At 68.1% G+C, this 19,305-nt stretch carries 10 protein-coding genes; 5 read left to right on the forward strand and 5 right to left on the reverse strand.

Annotated elements, in window-relative coordinates; genetic code table 11:
• Nucleotides 1-9 precede the first annotated feature (9 nt).
• Nucleotides 10-3,567 (reverse strand): discoidin domain-containing protein, encoded by a 3,558-nt coding sequence (locus tag ACU18_RS13690; RefSeq protein WP_082178332.1) that lies wholly within the window; start codon nucleotides 3,565-3,567, stop codon nucleotides 10-12.
• Between the two features lie 448 nt (nucleotides 3,568-4,015).
• Between ACU18_RS13690 and ACU18_RS13695 the strand changes: the two genes are divergently transcribed.
• Complete coding sequence (locus ACU18_RS13695; protein ID WP_050686364.1) at nucleotides 4,016-5,305, forward strand: ammonium transporter; 1,290 nt, start codon at nucleotides 4,016-4,018, stop codon at nucleotides 5,303-5,305.
• Between the two features lie 133 nt (nucleotides 5,306-5,438).
• On the opposite strand, the gene ACU18_RS13700 is transcribed toward ACU18_RS13695, so the two are convergent.
• Both ACU18_RS13700 and ACU18_RS13705 read right to left on the reverse strand, forming a co-directional pair.
• Entirely contained in the window at nucleotides 5,439-6,437 is a 999-nt protein-coding gene (locus ACU18_RS13700) for a family 43 glycosylhydrolase (RefSeq protein ID WP_231686082.1), read from the reverse strand.
• A 174-nt stretch (nucleotides 6,438-6,611) separates the two neighbouring features.
• Nucleotides 6,612-10,100: a DEAD/DEAH box helicase gene (locus ACU18_RS13705; protein WP_050686427.1), complete on the reverse strand. Its 3,489-nt coding sequence runs from the start codon at nucleotides 10,098-10,100 to the stop codon at nucleotides 6,612-6,614.
• A 221-nt stretch (nucleotides 10,101-10,321) separates the two neighbouring features.
• Here ACU18_RS13705 and ACU18_RS13710 point away from each other — a divergent pair, with 221 nt between their 5' ends.
• Nucleotides 10,322-11,167, forward strand: a complete 846-nt coding sequence (locus ACU18_RS13710; RefSeq protein WP_050686366.1) for a DMP19 family protein — start codon at nucleotides 10,322-10,324, stop codon at nucleotides 11,165-11,167.
• A 64-nt stretch (nucleotides 11,168-11,231) separates the two neighbouring features.
• Here the strand turns inward: ACU18_RS13710 and ACU18_RS13715 are convergent, their stop codons facing one another.
• A complete protein-coding gene (locus ACU18_RS13715; RefSeq protein ID WP_050686367.1) occupies nucleotides 11,232-14,171 on the reverse strand; it encodes a glycoside hydrolase family 3 C-terminal domain-containing protein in 2,940 nt (979 codons plus the stop codon).
• Between the two features lie 196 nt (nucleotides 14,172-14,367).
• On the opposite strand from ACU18_RS13715, the gene ACU18_RS13720 reads away from it, so the two are divergent.
• The 3 genes from ACU18_RS13720 (at nucleotide 14,368) to ACU18_RS13730 (ending at nucleotide 18,220) form a co-directional block, all read left to right on the forward strand.
• A complete protein-coding gene (locus tag ACU18_RS13720) occupies nucleotides 14,368-16,068 on the forward strand; it encodes an extracellular solute-binding protein (protein WP_082178333.1) in 1,701 nt (566 codons plus the stop codon).
• Between the two features lie 164 nt (nucleotides 16,069-16,232).
• Complete coding sequence (locus tag ACU18_RS13725; protein WP_442853713.1) at nucleotides 16,233-17,270, forward strand: ABC transporter permease; 1,038 nt, start codon at nucleotides 16,233-16,235, stop codon at nucleotides 17,268-17,270.
• The gene (locus ACU18_RS13730) at nucleotides 17,267-18,220 is read left to right on the forward strand and encodes a carbohydrate ABC transporter permease (protein ID WP_050686371.1); all 954 of its coding nucleotides are present in this window, start codon (nucleotides 17,267-17,269) and stop codon (nucleotides 18,218-18,220) included. The genes ACU18_RS13725 and ACU18_RS13730 overlap by 4 nt, the downstream gene beginning before the upstream one ends.
• A gap of 47 nt (nucleotides 18,221-18,267) precedes the next feature.
• On the opposite strand, the gene ACU18_RS13735 is transcribed toward ACU18_RS13730, so the two are convergent.
• The gene (locus ACU18_RS13735; RefSeq protein WP_050686373.1) at nucleotides 18,268-19,293 is read right to left on the reverse strand and encodes a LacI family DNA-binding transcriptional regulator; all 1,026 of its coding nucleotides are present in this window, start codon (nucleotides 19,291-19,293) and stop codon (nucleotides 18,268-18,270) included.
• Between the last annotated feature and the right edge of the window lie 12 nt (nucleotides 19,294-19,305).

The raw sequence follows: 19,305 nt of genomic DNA on the forward strand, positions 1-19,305 counted from the left end.
GCCGTGCGGTTACTTCCCGGCCGCGAAGTGGCTTACACAGGCCCCCTGGTTCCGGAAGCCCGGGTCCAGGTTGGTGGCCCAGCCGCCGTTTTTACAGGCGTCCTTGCCGTTCACAAACGCCACGGTGTATGCCCGCGTGGTGCCGTCCGGGGCGCTGACGGTGACTTCCGCCGTCGGGTTCCCGCTGCTTGCCTGGATCACCGTGACCCGGGCGTTGGTGTCCAGCGGGACTGCCGCCACCGTGGGAAAGGCTGCGGTGGCCGTGAGGACGCTGTACCCGGAGTCATCGGGATCGAACCCCGCCACCGACTGCTGGTCCACCAGCAGCCTGCCCAGGGTGGGCAGTCCGGCCGGAGCCGGCCGGGTGCCCCGGATGGCCACCTCGGCCACCTTGGTGTAGGAACCAGGGGTGGCCAGCACCACCCGGATGCCGCGCGTTGCCACCGGGCTGAAGGCCACGGTTGCCGGGGCTGCGGTGCTGAGCCCGGTGATGGTCCCGGCGGACGTGTCCTGCCATGCTCCGGCCGCGTCCTGGTACTGAACCTTCAGGCTTTGCGCGGCCTTTTCGGCTGACGTCACCGTCACCGAATCCACCGTGTACTCCCGGCCGAACCCATACGTGAGGCTGTCACCCGCACGGCCGGCGCTGACCCAGTTGGACCAGGCGGAGCCGGCATTGCCGTCGCAGGTATTGCGGGCCAGGTAGGACCCTTCCGTGAAACTGGCGGTGGCGGTGGTGGCGGGATCCGCCCGGCAGATGTTGTCCACGGTTTCGCTGGCCACCACGATCACCGTCAGTACGGCTGCCAGCGGCTGCTCCCCGGAAACCCCGGTGGCCGCAGTCCCGCGGACGGTGTACGTCCCGGGCACCTGCAGCGCGGCGGCGTCGAAGGAATTCCAGTCCCACGTTGCCGTGAGCCGGTTCCGGGCCGGCCCGGCGCCGATCTGGCCCGGCACGGTGCCCGGTGCTGCCGCCTGGAGCGCGGCCAGGGTGGAGCCTGCCCCCACGGTGGCCGATACCGGATCGGTGGCGGCGTAGCGGCCCACCTCCACCGTCACGGTGGCGTCATTGAAGCCCGCGCCGTACAGGTCCGTCCCGGAACCCGTGACCGTCACGCGGCCCGCCCTGTCCCAGGCGGCAGGGTCAATCTGCTGCCACTGCACCGCAATCGGCCGGCCCGCACCGTTGCCGTACAGGGGGATGACGGTCGCCGGCAGTTCCGGGGCCACCCCCACCGGCGTGCTGAGGTCCACCTTGGTGGTGCCCAGCAGCTGCAGGTCTTCGAGGTCGGTGAAGCCCCACACCTGGTGCGGGTTGGCGGTGGCCGTGGCGGTGGTTCCGGTGGACGAGCCCAGGGAAACCGCGGTCCCGGCCGCCGTCTGGCTGCCCGCCACCTGCAGGGCACTGGCCGCGGCAGCGTTGACCAGCGACCACTTCCGGCCGTTCTCCGTGCTGAGGATCCACTGCGCCGCGGGCGTGGCCTTTGCCTGTTCCAGCGTCATTCCGGACAGCGTGGCGGTACCGGCCTGGCTGCCGTTGAGCACGCCGCCGGTTCCGGCCAGGACCCGGCCGTCCTTGTTGGTCAGCACCCAGCGCCGGTTGTGGGCGTACTCATCGTCGCTGCGGACGGCGTTGAAGGTCCACACCTGCGGGGCCACCGCAGCCATGCTGGACCCCGGGTCCTGGATGGCGGCGGAACCGTCGGCGCGGGCCGTCAGGTCCTTGGCGCTGGCGTCACCGGTGAGGTGGTAGCTGTGGCCGTCCTGCACCGGTGCGGCGTCGGCGGCAACCCCGCTGACGCCGTCGACGACGAACGTCACCACCGAAGCGGCCGGCACCTCCAGCGTGGCGGACTTCGCCGCGGCATCAACGGCGACGGGGGCGCCCTTGACCAGCGCGTTCCGCTCGATGTCCTCGAGCGGGGACTTGGTGGTGATCACCGGGGTCACGGTAGCGCCGGGGGCGATGGAACCGAAGCGGCTCAGGTCCAGGGTGACCTTCTCCGGCGTCGCGGTGTCGTTGAAGTGCACCAGCGTGGCGCCTTTGCCGTCCGCCTTCAGGGCGCTCGCGGTTTTGGCGTTGTCGTTCTGGATCAGGAAATCGCCCGGCCGGATGTAATGCGTGAAGTTCCGGGTGGTGTTGTACTTCTGGTTGGTCAGCACCTTGCACTTGGCGGCTTCGGCACTGGCTCCGTCGTTGATCCGCCGGTTGGAGGACCCTTCACGGCCGGCGTAGTTGCAGTCGAAGTCCACGTAGATGGAGCCCCAGCCGCCGTCGCCCTTTTCCTGCTTGTAGGTGTCCTCCACGGGCTGCCAAAACACCCAGGCGTCCGGCTCCAGCTCACGCAGGTCATCCACCATGCGCCCGGCGATGCCCAGCCCGTTCGCGATGTTGGACCGGTCCCAGCCCCCGGTGGAGTCGCCGAGTGCGGGGTTGCCGCGCCAGGAGCCGCCCACTTCGCTCATCCACAGCGGCTTGTCCGCAGACTTGGCCAGGTCCCGGACCCGGCGGCGGTCGCCGGTGCCGTAAGTGTGGACGTTCAGCTGCGCCACGGCGTCCTTGGCGGCCTGGCTGTAGCCGTTCCAGTTGGTCATGAACTTGCCCGGATCCGTCTCGTCCATCCCGGAGATGACGGCCCCGGTGGTGGTGCCGGCCTTGGCCAGTTCGGCGGCCAGCAGCCGGGTGACGCGGTCCTGCGCCGCAGGATAAATCAGGGCACCTTCCTGCTTCTGCGTGTAGCTGGTGGGGGGTTTGCCCGTGGCAGCGTCGATGTCGGTGCCCCAATAGCCGGAGTTGGGCTCGTTGAACGGGTCGATGGTGTTCACCGTGATGCCGCTGCCCTCCTCCAGCAATTGCACGGCATGCTTCATGTACGCGGCGAACTTGGCCTCCGCCTGGGGCAGCAGGTTTTCGCCCTTGGCGGGGGTGGGCTGGCCCGAGACGTAGCCGCTTTTGGTCATGAACCAGGGCGGGGAGTTGCTGAAGGCTTCCCAGTGGGTGATCTGCTGTTCCGCGGCGAGCTTCTCCACCCACCAGCGCTGGTTGGCGTCCGCGTCCGGGTTGTAGGACGCGGGATCATGCGGGTTCCACTGCTCCAGGAAGGCCAGCTTGTTGGCCTGCGCTTTGTCCACCGTGCCGTCAGGGTTGTACAGGTTGGACGGAGCGGTGCCGGCGGGCACTTCCGTTTTCGGCTGCCACCAGCCTTCCACCGCGCTGCCGTCGTTGAGGTAGTTCTTTACGTCGGAGGCGTTGCCGCCGCCCACGTTGTAGCGGGCGATGTTGAGGTTCAGGCCTTCCTGCCCAAAGACCTTCTGGTACAGCTCTTCGCGGAGTTCGGGGGAGTAGCCGGCCGTCGCGTTGGCGAACCAGACCAGGCTGGTGCCCCAGCCCTCGAACGCGGCTCCGCGGCTTGCCGGGTTGGGCGTGATGGTCACCGGAGTGGGCGGGTCTGCAGCGCCGGCGGGTGCCACGGGGAGCAACGCCAGCCCGGCCACCGCCGTCACCGCGGCAGCGAGCGCGGCCACCGGCTTCCTGGCCCGTCGGGTTCTTCGTGCGGAAAACGTCATTGTTGTACCTCGCAGTCATGGGGGTGCGGAGCTGTTGCCGGTCCCGCAGCCGGGAAGTCCGGGCACAGCGAGACTATGGGCGGGGTCGGAACGGAACAAGGCATCCGAACAAGTTCGGTCGCACTCGGTCACGGGTGTTCAGGACGTGTTCGACGGCGGTACCGGCCGTGGGCAGGCCGTCCCGGCCGCCGGCGAAACTTCGACTTCGCGTCCTGCAGGACAACCCGTGCCGTGCCCGATGGCCGCGGGACGCCTGAAACATGCGTGCGGCGAACCGAAACGATCATTTAACACACCGGAAACCCACCCGGAGATGCCAGCTTTACTCTGGAAACAGACGGCGAAAGCTGCCCTCCGCTGGACGCGGTTCTGATTCCGCGCCCCTTCTGCCGGAGCGGCATTCACGGGCGATTTCCGTTCTCTCCTCGCATCACGAAAGGGGTTTCCCATGGATTCGGGAAATGTCGCTTGGATTTTGGCCAGCTCAGCGCTGGTCTGCATGATGATCCCCGCCCTTGCCCTGTTCTACGGGGGCATGGTGGGCTCACGCCGCATTCTGAACATGATGATGATGTGCTTCGGCGGCGCCAGCCTGGTGGCTGTGCTGTGGGCACTCTTTGGCTACTCACTGGCCTTCGGCAACTCAGTGGGCGGACTGGGGCTGATCGGCGACATCACCGAATTCCCCGGCCTGGGACAGCTGCTCGCCGCGGATGACGAGGCGTCCATCCCGGTAGCACTGTTCGCAGCTTTCCAGCTCTTCTTTGCCTGCGTCACCACCGCACTGGTGGCGGGCGCAGCGGCGGGCCGGATGAAGTTCGGCGCCTGGATGCTGTTTGCCGGCATCTGGGCCACCATTGTCTACTTCCCGATCGCCCACTGGGTGTTTGCGTTCTCCTCTGCGGACGGCAGCGTCACCGGCGGCTGGATTGCCAGCGGCATCAAGGCAATCGACTTCGCCGGCGGCACGGCTGTGCACATGAACGCAGGCGCCGCGGCCCTGGCCCTGGCCCTGGTCCTGGGCAGGAGCTCGGGCTGGCCCAAGATGGAACACACCAAGCCGCACAGCCGGCCGCTGGTGCTGATCGGTGCCGGCCTGCTGTGGGTGGGATGGTTCGGCTTCAACGCCGGCTCCGCCCTGTCCGCAGGCCAGTCGGCGTCGGTGGTTTTCCTTAACACCGCAGTTGCTGCCTCGGCCGGCCTCCTGGCGTGGGCCCTGGTGGAACGGATCCGCCACGGCGCGGCCACCAGCATGGGCGCCGCCTCCGGCCTCATCTCCGCGCTGGTCGCCATCACGCCTGCCTGTGGCGCCGTCAGCCCGCTGGGCGCGGTGGCCATCGGCCTGATCGCCGGTGCGGTTTGCTCGCTGGCGATCGAACTGAAGTTCCGGCTCGGCTACGACGACTCACTCGACGTGGTGGGCGTCCACCTGGTGGGCGGCATCCTGGGCACCCTGCTGATTGGGCTCTTCGCCACGGACGCAGCCCCGAACGCCGTCAACGGGCTCTTCTACGGCGGCGGCTTCGAGCTCCTCGGAACCCAGGCCCTGGCCACGGTCACGGTGCTGGCCTACTCGTTCGGTATCACCTGGCTCCTGGCCAAGATCCTGGACCGGACCATTGGCCTGCGCATCAAGCCCGAGGATGAAATGCGCGGCATCGACCTCGCGGCCCACTCGGAGCTTGCCTACCTCACCGATGAAGACCCGGTGGAGCTGGGGTCCCCCCAGCGCAGCTAGACCCTTCCGGATGGTGCCAATGCGCCGTCCGGAAGACGAGCCAGGCAGAGGGCCGGGCCTTGGGACGTACCAGCGGGGGGCGCTGGGCGGCCGTTCCAGGAGCCGGTCCTCTGCCTTCGTTTTGCCGTCTGTCTCAGCCGGCGGTGCAGACCAGGACGCCGTCCCGGACCTCCACCACGGCCGCGCGGACGTGGCTGAGCCTGGTTTTGGGGTCCGGTGCCATGGTGTCAATGTCCTCGCCGCCCCAGTGGGGATGCGTGAAGTAGACCACCAGTGCCTGGTCCGGGCCGCCGTCGGACGACAGGGGAACCACGTCCGCGTGCCGGCCCACCACGGCCCGGCCGGCCACGGACTCGGGGGCGGCAAGGATCAGTCCGTCGCCCTCCTTCTGCCGCAGCCAGCCGCCTGCCGCGTCCTCCGACCGGTACACCGCCTGGCCGCGCCACTCGTCCACAACCATCCAGTACCAGCCGCCGAGCCGGAATACCTTGGGACCCTCGTGCGGGCGGCCCGGAAGCGTGATGCCTTCGACCGCCCACGACGACGGGTCGTGCGGCGCGTCGCTGACCGCGCTGTAGGTGTTGGACCCGCGGGCCTCGTCCTTGTACCAAAGGCGGTAGCGGCCGTCCCCGCACAAGGCCACGGCGGCGTCGATCACCCGGGGCGAGTCGAGGTCCACCTGGCCCAGGTATTCCCAGTCGGTGAGGTTCCGGCTGGCCAGCTGCACAATCCCGGCCCCACCTGTCCAGTCAGTGCGGACACCGCCCAGCACCGTCAGGTACATGAACCACTGGTCGCCCAGGCGGACGACGTCGGGCGCCCACAGCGTTGCCGGCAGTTCCGTTCCGGGCGGCACCAGGCCGGCCACGGTGCCCTGGTAGGTCCAGCTGGCTCCGCCGTCAGCGGACCGGGCGACGCCGATGCCCGTCCCGTGCACCCATTCCACGCCGGTCAGCCCGTCCTGGGTGGCCCTGCGCTGGGTGTAGAAAAGCACCCAGTCCCCGGTGCGGTGGTCCCGGACCAGGACGGGATCCGTTGGCCCGTCCCAGACGGGGTCCCGGTAGGGGGTTGCGAAGGCGTCCGGCCGCAGCGGAATCACGGCGGGGACGGCATTGGCCTGCTGCTGTGGCACATCTTCTCCAACGTTGTACTTACTTCGTTGGCTTCAGCTTAGGGGGTATCTCCGACGCGCAAAAGCATCCGCGCGGCGCAGATTCCCTGGCGCGGCACTTATCCGGGGTGCGTCACGGAATCTGCGCGTCGACAGCAGGTTTGCGTGTCGCCAATGGACGCCGCCACGGGCGCCCTACTCCCGGAACAGCCCGGCGAGGTCCTCGGCCGTGATGGCGCCGCCGGACAGGGCGTCGCCCTCCATCACATCCGCGAAGAGCTGGGACTTGCGCGCCTTCAGGGCCATGACCTTTTCCTCGATCGTGTCCTTGGCCACCAGCCGGTACACCATCACGTTCCGGGCCTGCCCGATCCGGTGCGTCCGGTCCACCGCCTGCGCCTCCGACGCAGGGTTCCACCACGGATCCAGGAGGAACACGTAGTCGGCCTCCGTCAGGTTCAGGCCGAAGCCGCCGGCCTTGAGGCTGATCAGGAAGACCGGGGCGCTGCCGTTTTTGAACTCGTTGACGACGTCGGCACGGTTGCGGGTGCCGCCGTCGAGGTAGCAGTACTCGATGTTCTCCTCGTCAAGGCGCTCGCGGACCTTCCCCAGGAAGCCGGTGAACTGGCTGAAGATCAAGGCGCGGTGCCCCTCGGCCACCAGGTCCTCGAGCTGTTCAAAAAGCACGTCGAGCTTGCTGGACCGGACCGCGGACAATGACGGGTCAACCAGCGAAACGTCCAGGCTGAGCTGCCGCAGCAGGGTCAGCGACTGGAAGATGGTGAACCGGTTTTTGTTGACGTCCTCAATCAGGCCCAGGATCTTCTGCCGCTCCCGCTGCAGGTGCGTCTGGTACACCTTCTGGTGCCGCGGATTGAGCACCACTTCGAGGATCTGCTCCTGCTTGGGCGGCAGGTCCTTGATTACCTGGTCCTTGGTGCGGCGCATCATCAGGGGACGCACCCGCCGCCGGAGCTTGTCCAGCTGGCCCTTGTCGGCGTTTTTCTCCACCGGCTTCTGGTAGTTTTCGGCAAACCGCTTGGGACTGGCGAACAGCCCGGGCGCCACGATGGACGTCAGCGCCCAGAACTCCATCAGGTTGTTCTCCAGCGGCGTTCCGGTGATGGCCAGCTTGAAGGGGACCGGCAGCTTCCGGGCGCACTGGTACGCCTTGGACTGGTGGTTCTTCACAAACTGGGCCTCATCCAGCACCAGCCCGGACCAGGCGTGGGACGCGTACGCCTCATAGTCGATCCGGAACAGCGCGTACGACGTGATCACCAGGTCGGCTCCCGCCATCGCCGCCGCCGGCTGCCGGCCGCTCTTCGCGAACGTCTCGCTGACCGTGTGGACCTTCAGCCCCGGACCGAAGCGGGCAGCCTCCGCCGCCCAGTTGCCCACCACGCTGGTGGGGGCCACCACCAGGAAGGGGGCGCCGCCGTCGGGACCTGTTGGTTGAGCGTCAACGCTGCCGGGTACGACGGCGGCAGCGGTTCCGTCAGTGCCGGCGGACTGGGCGGCCAGGTCCTTTGCCGCGCACATCAGGGCCAGTGCCTGCACGGTTTTACCCAGGCCCATGTCGTCGGCCAGGACACCGCCGAGGCTGTGCCGGTACAGGAACGTCAGCCAGTTGAAGCCTTCCAGCTGGTACGGCCGGAGGTCCGCGTCCAGGCTGGCCGGCAGCGGCAGGCCCTCGATGCCGCCTTCCAGCAGGCCGCCCACCGCCGCGCGCCAGGACGCCGCCTGCTCGTCCACGATTCCCAGCTGCGCCAGTTCATCCCACAGGCCGGCCTGGAACCGGCTGATCTGCAGCGGCGCATCCTTGTTGTCCTGCAGTTCGCGGGCTTCGTCGATCAGGGCGCGCAGCTGGTGCAGCTCCGGCAGGTCCAGGGAGAAGTACGCGCCGCTGGGCAGGAGCATCCTGGTCTGCCCGGAAGCGAGCGCCGAGAACACCGCGGCGAAGGAGACCGGCTGGCCTTCGAGCGAAATCTGGATGCCCAGGTCGAACCAGTCGCGCTGTTCCGTGGCCTTGGTGGAGATCGACACAACGGGAGCTTCCTCGGCCTCCCGGTAATCGGCGATGTCACCGGCGGTGTCCACATCAACGTCCGGCGCCTCCCGGAGCCGGGGCAGCACGTCCTCGGTGAACGCCAGCGTGTCGAGGCCCTTGAGTTCCACGGAGGCTGCCAGCCGGGGTGTGCCCCAGCCGCCGGTGGCTGATTCGCCCAGCGCCGGAACCGTCTCCCAGGGCTGCCCGATGCCGTCGAGGATGCGCGCCTCGGCGGTGTCATCGCGGTAGCCGTGATCGCCCGGGTGCCGCCACAACGGCTGGGCCGTGACCAGCTTCCCCGACGTGTAATGCCACTCCCAATGCAGCCGGACCCGGTGATCGGCGCCATAGTTCGCCAGCAGCGAGAGGGTGGGAACAGCCAGGGTGGGCAGCTCCACGGATTCGTCCCGCGCCGTCACGCGTGCTGTTTGCTTCAGCTTCGGGTAGAAACCGGTCAGGAACCGCGACTCGTCCTTGGCCGGGATGCGGAGCGCGCTGCCGGCCGTCACGAACGCCAGGAGTTCCTCGCTCAACCCGTTTTCCAGGGGCGCCAGGGTGATCACGGTGTCCGTGGCCGGCCCGTCGGTCACGCCGGGCAGCGTCTCCGGGACAGTGCCGTCCGCCGTGGTGGTGAAAAAGAGGCCATGCGCCGGCCGGCCCAGGGTGCCCACCGCGGCCGGGTCCACTTCGCTGCCGTCAACGCTGATGGTGGGCGAGAGCTCCAGGCCGCCGTCCGGCGGTGTGCCTTCCGCCGGGGCGGGTGTACCGAAACGGCCCAGGTTAAGCCCGACGGCGGCGGGGGACTCCGCGATCCGGACCGGTTCGGTGCCGCGCGAATGGACCAGGGCCAGGCCGATCTTGCGGGCGTCGGCCAGCAGGCTCCACAGGTTCCGGCCCGCGTAGGAGTTCAGCCCCAGCCACAGCCCGGAGGAGTTGTGCATCCGGCTGGCGGATGCCGAGTGCGCGGCCAGGAACTCCTGCATCCATTCGACGTGCGCCTCGTTGCATTCGCGCCGGAAGTTCAGGTAGCTGAGCGTGTTCCAGGAAACGTCGCCACGGATCCATTTGCCCTTGGACCCCATGATGACCGGCCGGGCCTTGAGCTGCCGGACGCCGCGGACCGGATCCCGGCGCCCTGTGTAGGAGAAGTGCGGCGCGGGTTCCTCGATCTCGAACTGCAGGGCCAGCGGGACGCCCGTGCCGGCGGGGGCCGTCCCGGTGCGGGAGATCAGCGGGCTGAGGGCTTCCTCCCAATCGGTCAGGGCCACGGCCGCCGGATCCCGCGCTACCTGCGTGGCGGTGGCAGGGGAGAGCAGCTGGACCCGGATCGCCGGGCTGTCCTCGGCGGCGAAAAGCAGGGCGGCCACATGCTTGCAGTCCTTGCGGACCGGGCAGCTGCAGACACCAACGGTGCAGCTCCAGCCGCCGGCCTTCCGGACCAGTTTGGCGGTGGTGGAATACGGCACCTCTGCGCCGCCGCGGACCTTGCCGAGCATCAGCCCGGTGCCGGCGTCGAACGACATCCCCGAGACGCGGCTGCCCATGGCATAGGCGAGCCCGGCCGCGAGGGAGCGGTCGTTGATGGCGGGGGTCTGTATTGCCAGGGCCGCACTCTCGTCCGGTTGGGATGGCATGGTGCGCGCTACTTTCAGCAGGCCACGGCGGGGCCGGGTCCGGTGGTTGGTGATCTGATCCATCTTAGTTCGCCGGGCGGCACCGGTGCGCACGGGCCGGGTGCCAGGTCCCGCCCAAACTTCGCCTGACGTTCATGTGCCCCGCAACGCCACGGCTCCCTGGCCCCCGTAGCGTGACAAATATCCGAGCACCACCACCACCGCCAGCAGTGAGGATCGCCATGATCACCAGCCAGCAGCCCGTTGTCCTGACCAGCAGCAGCATCGAAGCCGGCGACGAGGAGACCGTCGAAGCCAACGTGGGCCTGGTGGATGCCATGCATGAGGCACTCCTCCACACCGCCGAGATGTCACCCGTGGCGGTCCGCAGCTACTACGTGGACTTCTACCTGACGCAGGCGCTCGAGGGCGGCTTCGCGCAGTACGTCTTTATGGCGATCGACCGGGAGGACACCGACACGCTGATCCGCGAAGGCATGGCCGGCATGGGCGCCACCGCCCACCTGGCGCTGTTCAACCGAACAGCCGGTTTCTTTGACAACCTCTCCGGCACTGACCGCGAGCATTACCTGGATGGCGGAACCGAGGACTCCGATCTGACGCCCGACGCCGTCCTCCGGATGGAAGAGCTCGACGGCGAGTTCGAGGAGCTGCTGGAACACGAAAACATCACCGCCCTGAATGCGGCCTGGCTGCGCGGCCAGGCCGCCCTTCTTGTCCTGGCCGACGACGAGGTGGACGCCCACATCGACCGCCTCGTGGCGCTTGTGCCGGACCTGGCCGAACGCCAGGCACAGGCCGACGCCGACGAGCTGGCTGACGCTCCGGACTTCGAAGTGATCATCCGGGAACTGTGCGAGGTGGCAGGGTTTGCGCTTATAAAGATCACCATGGGCGACCCGAACTACCTGCACCACGGGATCAAGACGCTGGCCTGGCACTTCAGCACCGACCACGGCGACTTCCTGATGGTCGAGGAGGACGACGAGGCGTTCATGATCAATCCCGAAACCCAGGAGATCGTGGCGGCCGTGGAGTTCGCCGAGGCCGACATGGTGGACGCGTAGCCAACCGGCTGCTCCCTGAAGGGACCGCCGGGCCGCCTTTTCCGGGGCGGCCCGGCAGTCCTGCCTAAGCCAGCTGCACCCGGCTGACGGTCACGCCACCCTCAAACACCAGCCGGAACCCTGCCGCGCCGACGGCTGGTCCCTGCCCCAGCGGAATCCGCAGGACACCAGTGAACGCGGCGTCCACGTGACCGGTTCCCGCGGTGTTCCACGTACCTGCGGGGCCGGGAACCTGGACCCGCACGGTGGCCCGGGCTGCCGGGCCGGACGGGGTGCAGGACACCACGTCCAGCAGCACGGATTGCGCCCCGGCGGCAGCCTGGCCGGCAGCCGCTTCGGTCGAAAAACCCCGGTAAACGGACCAGGCCGGCTGCCCGCATCCTGCGGGAGCGATTGCGGTGCCGGCCAGCGGCGTCTCCGGGACCAGGGCCAGGTTCCCGCAGGCGTCGTAGGTCTCCGCCCGGAACCACGCGCCGCGGCTGCGGCCCGGCGTGGGGCTGCCGGCCACCTCAAGCGTCACCGCCAGCGGCAGGTCCGCAGCGGAGGCGCCGGCCAGGAGCAGGTAGCTGCCCGGCTCCACCACCAGGCGCCCGGCAGCCACGTTGAAGGTGGCCAGGCGTTCCAGGGGAACCCGGATAACGGCCGTGGCGGAGCCACCCGCGGGAATGTCCACCCGCTCATGGCCCACCAGGAGCCGGCGCGGGAACCCGGACGGGTGGCCCGGCGCCGAGGCGTACACCTGGACCAGTTCCTGCGCCGGCCGCAGACCGGCGTTATGGACCTCGATGGTGAGCTCCGCGGTGTCGGCGCGGTCCGGGGTCCCGCCGGACAGTTCCCGCAGGGCAACGGAGCCGTACCGCACCTCGCCGTAGGTCAGGCCGTGACCCAGCGGATAGAGGGGCTCGGCGCTGCTGTAGAGGTAGGTGGACTGCGAGGTGATGATGTCGTAATCCAGGATGTCCGGCAGGTCCTCGTCGCGGCCGAACCAGGTCTGCGGCAGCCGGCCGGTGGGCCCGGAGTCCCCGCTGAGGATCTCCGCCACACCGTGGCCCAGTTCCTGGCCGCCATGCGAGGTCCAGGCGACGGCGGGGGTGTCGGCCAGCCCGCCCAGCGCGTAGGGGTAGGAGGACACGATGACCAGGACGGTGCGCGGATTTGCCTCGCGGACAATCCGGATGAGCTCCTGGTCGGCCAGCGGAAGGTCCAGCGACGTGCGGTCCAGCGTTTCCCGGCCACCCAGGTGGGGATCGTTGCCCACCACCACAATGGCCGTGTGGGCCTGGGCCGCCGCGCTCCGGGCAGCTTCGTGCCCGGAGCTGAGGACGCGGAGAACAAAGGAATCGGCCAGGCCGTAGTCCGGGACCAGCGCCGCGCTGCCCGTACCTGCCTCGATCCGCAGCCATTTTCCGCTCCCCACATGCTGCAGGGCAGCTGTGCCGTCGGCGGCGTAGGCGGCCCGGAACGTCTCCTGGACCACCCAGCCGCCCACCCGGTCCGCCGCTGCCCGAAGGTAGCCGTCCCCGGTATCCGTGACGAATTTTCCGGTCTGCACCAGCCGCAGCGTCAGTTCGCCCGAGCCCCAGTCCTTCAGATTGAACGAATGCTCCGGACCGGGCGCCCCGGCACGGGCGGTAAGCACCGCCCCGCCGCTGCCGCCCAGGTAGCCTCCGGTCCGCACGCACCGGAAGGCAACAACGTCGGTCCCCTCCTCAGCGGTAACGGAACCGGGATAGCGGTGGCCCAGGCCTTCGGCGATGCTGACAGCATCCTGCAACGTTCCGCTGTACCAGTCGCTGAGGACCCGCGAACCCAGCGCGCCGATCACCGCGATGGACCCGGCCGGGTCACCCAGCGGCAGCAGCCGGTCCGCTGATCCGGCCGCGGGTTCATTGCGAAGCACCACCACCGCCTTCGCGGCGGCCTCCCTGGCCAGGGCAACATGGGCCGGTGTGCCAATGGCCTCGGGCCCGATCGAAGCATACGGATCGCGTTCCGGCGCGAACTCGCCGGTCCTGGCCCGGAGGGTGAGGAGTCGCAGCAGCGCGGCGTCCACGGCCGCTTCATCGATCAGACCCTTCGCCAGGGCCCCGTTGAGGTACGCGATGGAGGGGCCGGGGTTGTCACCGTCGTCAGTAAAGCTGTCGACGCCGGCGTGGAGGGCTGCGGCGTACGCGGCAGGGCCGTCGTCGAAATACTTTTCCGCCCGGAACAGCGAACCGGGCGCGCCGGCGTCTGTCACCACGGTGATCCCTTCCCCGTTGCGCCACTGCCTCAGGTGCTCCCGGACCAGGTCGGACACGTGCGCAGGCCGGCCGTTGACCAGGTTGTAGGAGAGCATCACGGCACCGGCCACCCCATCCTCGATGGGGCCGCGATAGGCGGGCAGCTCGTACTCGTGGAGTACCCGGGGGCTGAGGTTGCTGGAGGTGACGTTCCGGTCCCGCTCATTGTTGTAGCCCAGGAAATGCTTCAGCGTGGGCACCGTGAGCCACGTGTGGGGGTCCCGGCCCTTCATGCCGCGGCAGAATGCCCCGGCCAGCTCCGCCGTGAGGTGCGGGTCCTCGGAAAAGCCTTCCTCGTTCCGGCCCCACAGCGGGTGGCGCAGGGGGTTCACCACCGGCGCCCAGGCGTTCAGGCTGACTGACGGATCAGTGGCTTTTTTGCCGCGCAGTTCGTGGCCGGTGGCCTCGCCCAGGCGCTCGATCAGGTCCGGGTCCCAGGTAGCCGCCATGCCCACCGGCTGCGGAAAAACGGTGGCCGGTCCCAGCCACGCAACACCGTGGGCGGCCTCGGCTCCGGTGTGGAACGGCGCCAGGCCAAGGCTGTCAACGGCCGGCGAATGCTGGTGCAGCATCGCCACCTTCTGCGCCAGTGTCAGCGCCGCCAGGATGGCAGCCGGTGACCCGGCGGCCTCAGCCTCCACCGTCGGCTCTGGCCCCTGCGGTGGGGTGGGTGCCGGAGCGTTGATGTCCACGGCGGGGGAGGCGGCTTGCTGGTGGGGCACTGGAATCCTATCGGCTGGTTATCGAATCGCTTATACAAAATCCGGCAGAATCCAGTGTTGCACTGGCGCTTGTGAGTCGCAACACATTTATCCCTTGCCGCGAAGGTGGGTGGTGGCCTACGCTAAACGCAGTCGAATCGATTCGATGAATCGCTTGAAGCTTTGTCTAAATGACTTCCACGAAGGAGTGCTGGTTATGCGCAGTTCCCATGTTGATCCCGCAACGGGCCACCCACGAAAAACAGCCGGTCAGTTGCTCGGTGAGGCTGCATCCCCTGCTGTAAACCGCCGGTCATTCCTGGGGATCCTCAGCGGCGCAGTGTTCCTGGCTGCGGCCCCCGCGGCGCTCACCGCGTGCTCCGGCACCGCCGCACCGCAGGCCACCTCCTCCGGCAGCCTGGCTGAAACCGTGGCCAAGCTGGTCCCGGCCTACAAGCCGCTGGAGCTGCTGAAACCGGACATCGCCTCCGTGAACGGGTCCACCCCCGGCTTCACCAGCGTCCCGGCGTCGCTGGTGAAGTCCGTGGCCAAAACCCCGGGCAGCGGCGGAACCTACACCGCCATGACCCCCGCCTGGTGGGCCGTGCCGCCGGCGCTTCCGGAGAACGGCTACTACAAGGCGGTCAATGAGAAGCTCGGCGCCACCGTCAACTTCCAGGTGAACGACGGCAACGCCTACGCGGACAAGGTGCAGACCGTCCTGGCTTCGCCCAAGGACGTGCCGGACTGGATGGTTATCCCGGCCTGGAACCTGCCGCCCCGCTTCGGCCAGGCCGCCGCCGGCGTTTTCCAGGACCTGTCGCAGTTCCTGGCCGGCGACAAGGTCAACAAGTACCCCAACCTCGCCAACATCCCCACCGCGGCCTGGAAGATGGGGTGCTTCGAAGGTGGCCTCTACGGCCTGCCGTACCCCGGCGCGCTCATCTCCGATGCCCTCTTCTACCGCGCGGACCTCTTCAAGCAACTCGGTGTGGAACCGCCCAAGTCGGCCGACGACTTCCGCAAGGTGGCCAAGGAACTCACCGACGAATCCAAGAACCGCTGGGGCTCCGAGGACGTCTGGACCGGTGCCCAGATCATGCACGGTGTGGTCCCCAAGTGGAAAAAAGTGGGCGGCACGCTGCAGAACAAGTTCGAAACGGACGAGTACCGGGCGGCCCTCGAGTGGACCGCCAAGCTGTTCGCGGACGGCTCCGTCCACCCGGACGCCGTGGCAGGCAACGCCCAGCAGGCCAAGCAGCGTTTCGAATCCGGTGCCACCCTGATGGCATCCGACGGCATGGGCGGCTGGCACGAGGCTCTGGCCCGGGTCCTGCCCACCAACCCGTCCTTCGACCAGCAGCCCATGGACTACTTCGCCCCGGACGGCGGCAAGCCCACGCTGTTCCGCGCGCAGCCGGCCGCAATCTTCAGCTTCATCAAAAAGGCGGACGCCGCAAAGGTGGAGGAGATGCTGGCCCTGGCCAACTTCATGGCCGCCCCGTTCGGCACCGAGGAACACGTCCTGATCAACAACGGCGTGGAAGGGGTGCACTTCACCCGCGACGCCCAGGGCGTGCCCAAGGCCACCGACAAAGGCAGCACCGAGGTCACCAGCACCTACGCGTTCCTGGTCAGCCCCCCGGTGGTCAACTCCATGGTCCAGTACCCCGGGCTGGTGCAGGCACAGTCCGGCTGGGAAGCCCGGCAGGCCCCCAACGTGGTGGAGGATGTCTTCTTCGGCGTCCAGATCCAGGAGCCGGCCAAGTACGGTTCCCTCGGCAAGCCGTTCGATGACCTGGCCAAGGACATCATCCGCGGCCGCAAAACCATGAAGGACCTGGACAGCGAACTCGCGTCCTGGAAGAGCAAGGGTGGCGACGAACTCCGCGACTTCTACGCCGGATTCCTGGCATAGCCGTGGCACGCACGGGCACAGGGACGGAAAGCGGCGCAGCAGCCACCCCGGCGCAGGAGGCGGGCCTGCGTCCGGCGGCGGCCGGGACAGCAGCCGCCGGGGAGCGGCCGACGGCGACGCCACCGGCCGTGCCGGGCCGCGGCAGCGGGCGGGCCGGGGGAGCCGTGGCCGGGAAAGCAGCCGCCGGATCCCCCGGCGCGGGCGCCAAGGGAACAGGCACCAACAAAACGGGTCCTACAAAAACAGGCTCTACAAAAACAGGCTCTACAAAAACAGGCGACGGGACCAGGCCGAGGGCCAACTTGCGGCTGCGGTTCAAACGGGACCGCTCCCTGGTGCTGATGGCACTGCCCGCGGTGCTTCTGCTGGCGGTCTTCGCCTACCTGCCCATGCTGGGCAACGTGGTGGCGTTCCAGGATTACTCCCCGTACGTGGGCATCCCGGACAGCCCCTGGGTGGGACTGGAAAACTTCACCCGAGTCCTGGCCGACGCCGACTTCTGGCACGCCGTCCGGAACACCCTGGTGATCACGGCCTTCCAGCTGGTGTTCTTTTTCCCCATCCCCATTGCCCTGGCCATGCTGCTGAACTCCCTGGTCAACCCGCGCCTGCGGTCAGTGATCCAGGCCGTGGTGTACCTGCCGCACTTCTTCTCCTGGGTCCTGGTGGTGTCCGTTTTCCAGCAGATCTTCGGCGGCGCCGGGCTGCTCAACCAGTCCCTGCGAGCCAACGGCTGGCAGGCGGTGGACATCATGACCAACCCGGACACGTTCCTGTTCCTATTGACCTCCCAGGCTGTCTGGAAGGACGCCGGCTGGGGCATCATCGTGTTCCTGGCGGCCCTGAGTGCCATCGACCCGGCCCAGTACGAGGCCGCTGCCGTGGATGGCGCCGGCCGGTGGAAGCGGATGTGGCACGTCACCCTGCCGGGCCTGCGCAGCGTCATTGTGCTGCTGCTGATCCTGCGCCTCGGTGATTCCCTGACCGTGGGGTTCGAACAGATGATCCTGCAACGCGATGCCGTAGGCGCAGGGGCGTCCGAGGTCCTGGACACGTTTGTCTATTACACCGGCGTGCAGAACGGCGACTGGAGCTACGCGGCCGCTGCCGGGCTGATCAAGGGCCTGGTGAGCCTGGCCCTGATCCTGACAGCCAACAAAATTGCCCACATCTTCGGTGAGAGCGGTGTCTACTCCAAATGAGCATCCTGACCAGCAAAACCCCCGTCTCCGCCCGGCCCGGCAAACCCGCCCGTCCGCCGCGGATCAAGCCTGAACGGCCCGTCTGGGACGAAGAGCCCGGCGCCGGGGCGAAGATCGGCAAAGTGGTGGTGCTCGCCGTGGTGGTCCTGGCAGTGCTGGGGCCGCTCTACACCATTGTCCTGACCAGCATTTCCTCCCAAGGCACCATCACCAGGGCCGGCGGGCTGGTCCTGGTCCCGGGCGAGATCTCCTTCGCCGCCTACCAGCAGATCCTCAGCGGCGGGGTGGTCACCCGTGCGGTGCTGGTCAGTGTGGGCATCACGGCAACCGGCACCGCGCTCAGCATGCTGGTGTCGATCCTCTGCGCCTACGGGCTGTCCCGGCCGGGATCGTTTGCCCACACGCCCATCCTGTTCACGCTGCTCATCACCATGTTCTTCAGTGCCGGCATCATTCCCGCCTACCTGCTGGTGTCCGGGCTGGGCATGATCAACACGTACTGGGCGCTGATCCTGCCGGGCTGCATCTCGGTGTTCAACATCATCATCCTGCGCGGATTCTTTATGGGGATCGACCGCGGCATCCTGGACAGTGCCCGGATCGATGGGGCCAGCGAATGGCGCACCCTGACGCAGATCGTGCTGCCCATGTCCAAGGCCGTGACGGCCGTGATCGCACTGTTTTACGGCGTGGGCTACTGGAACGCCTTCTTCAACGCCATCCTCTACATCAACGACAGCTCCATGAACCCGCTCCAGGTGGTGCTGCGTTCCTACGTGCTCCAGGGTGTCTCGGTGCCCGGCCAGGTGGATGTGGGCTCCGGCGCGGCGGCCGGTCCCGCGCTGCAGATGGCCGTCATTGTGCTGGCCATGGTGCCCATCCTGATTGTGTACCCCTTTGTGCAGAAGCACTTCACCAAGGGCGTGATGATCGGCGCGGTCAAGGGATGACGGCCCCGGGACAACGGCCAGGACAACGGCCGGAACCAGCCAGTCCGCTAACGGGCCGGCGAGGTGGTCTCGCCCTCCGACAGGGTGGGGGCGATCAGCCGCAGCTCTGCGGGTTTGGCCAGGCTGAGCCGGTCCATCACCATCTCCACGGCGGCCCGGCCGATGTCCATGGCCGGGATGGACACGGCCGTCCAGGGATGGACGGCTGCCGCGGCCACGTCAGCCGGCGCGATCACCGCCACCGAGATGTTGTCAGGGATGGCCAGGCCGCGGGCCGCGAGGTTCTCGCGGAGGATGGGAAGCAGGCCCTCGTTGTGGACCAGCAGCGCGGTGGCAGGATGCGGTGCGGCGAAGATCTTGTCGAGTGCCTTGGCCAGGTCCTTCGAATTGGCCTCGCAGGCCACGGCCAGGTCCTGGATCTCAAGGGAGCGGCACGCATCCTCGAAGCCCGCCAGGGCCCGGTCCGCATAGGTGGCATGCCGGCGGAGCGACGCCGGCGGCGAACCGATGAACGCGATGCTCCGGTGGCCCAGCTCCGCCAGGTGCCGGACCGCTGTGCGGGACGCCCCGGCAAAGTCGAAGTCCACGCAGCTCAGGCCGCGCGGATCGTCAGGCATCCCGATCAGGACCGCCGGCTTCTGCAGCCTCGCCAGCAGCGGGATGCGCGGATCCCTGGCCTCGATGTCCATCATCACCAGGCCATCCACCATGGACTGCGATGTCACCCGTTCGATGCTGCCGGCGTCGTCCTGCGTCAGCAGCAGGACGTCCTGGTTGTGGGTCCGGGCGGTGGTGACCACGGCGGTCACGAACTGCATCACCACGCCCACGTTCACATCCGCCCGCAGGGGGACCACCAGGCCCAGGACATTGGACCTGCTGGACGCCAGCGCCCGGGCACTGGACCGGGGGCTGTATTTCAGCCGCCGCATCGCTGCTTCGACTACATCACGGGTCTCCTGCGAGATGGGACGGTTGCCGCTCATCACGTAGGACACGGTACTCGTGGACACGCCGGCTTCTTTGGCCACGTCACTGATGGTGGCCGCCGTTGAAGCCTTTCGATTGCTCATACCCCCCATTTA

This window comes from Arthrobacter sp. ZBG10 (assembly GCF_001238605.1).
GTDB lineage: Bacteria > Actinomycetota > Actinomycetes > Actinomycetales > Micrococcaceae > Arthrobacter.

Coding starts and splice junctions, on each gene's coding strand:
- ACU18_RS13690 (WP_082178332.1), bottom strand. CDS start 3,567: ATGACGTTTTCCGCACGAAGAACCCGACGGGCCAGGAAGCCGGTGGCC.
- ACU18_RS13695 (WP_050686364.1), top strand. CDS start 4,016: ATGGATTCGGGAAATGTCGCTTGGATTTTGGCCAGCTCAGCGCTGGTC.
- ACU18_RS13705 (WP_050686427.1), bottom strand. CDS start 10,100: ATGCCATCCCAACCGGACGAGAGTGCGGCCCTGGCAATACAGACCCCC.
- ACU18_RS13710 (WP_050686366.1), top strand. CDS start 10,322: ATGATCACCAGCCAGCAGCCCGTTGTCCTGACCAGCAGCAGCATCGAA.
- ACU18_RS13720 (WP_082178333.1), top strand. CDS start 14,368: ATGCGCAGTTCCCATGTTGATCCCGCAACGGGCCACCCACGAAAAACA.
- ACU18_RS13730 (WP_050686371.1), top strand. CDS start 17,267: ATGAGCATCCTGACCAGCAAAACCCCCGTCTCCGCCCGGCCCGGCAAA.
- ACU18_RS13735 (WP_050686373.1), bottom strand. CDS start 19,293: ATGAGCAATCGAAAGGCTTCAACGGCGGCCACCATCAGTGACGTGGCC.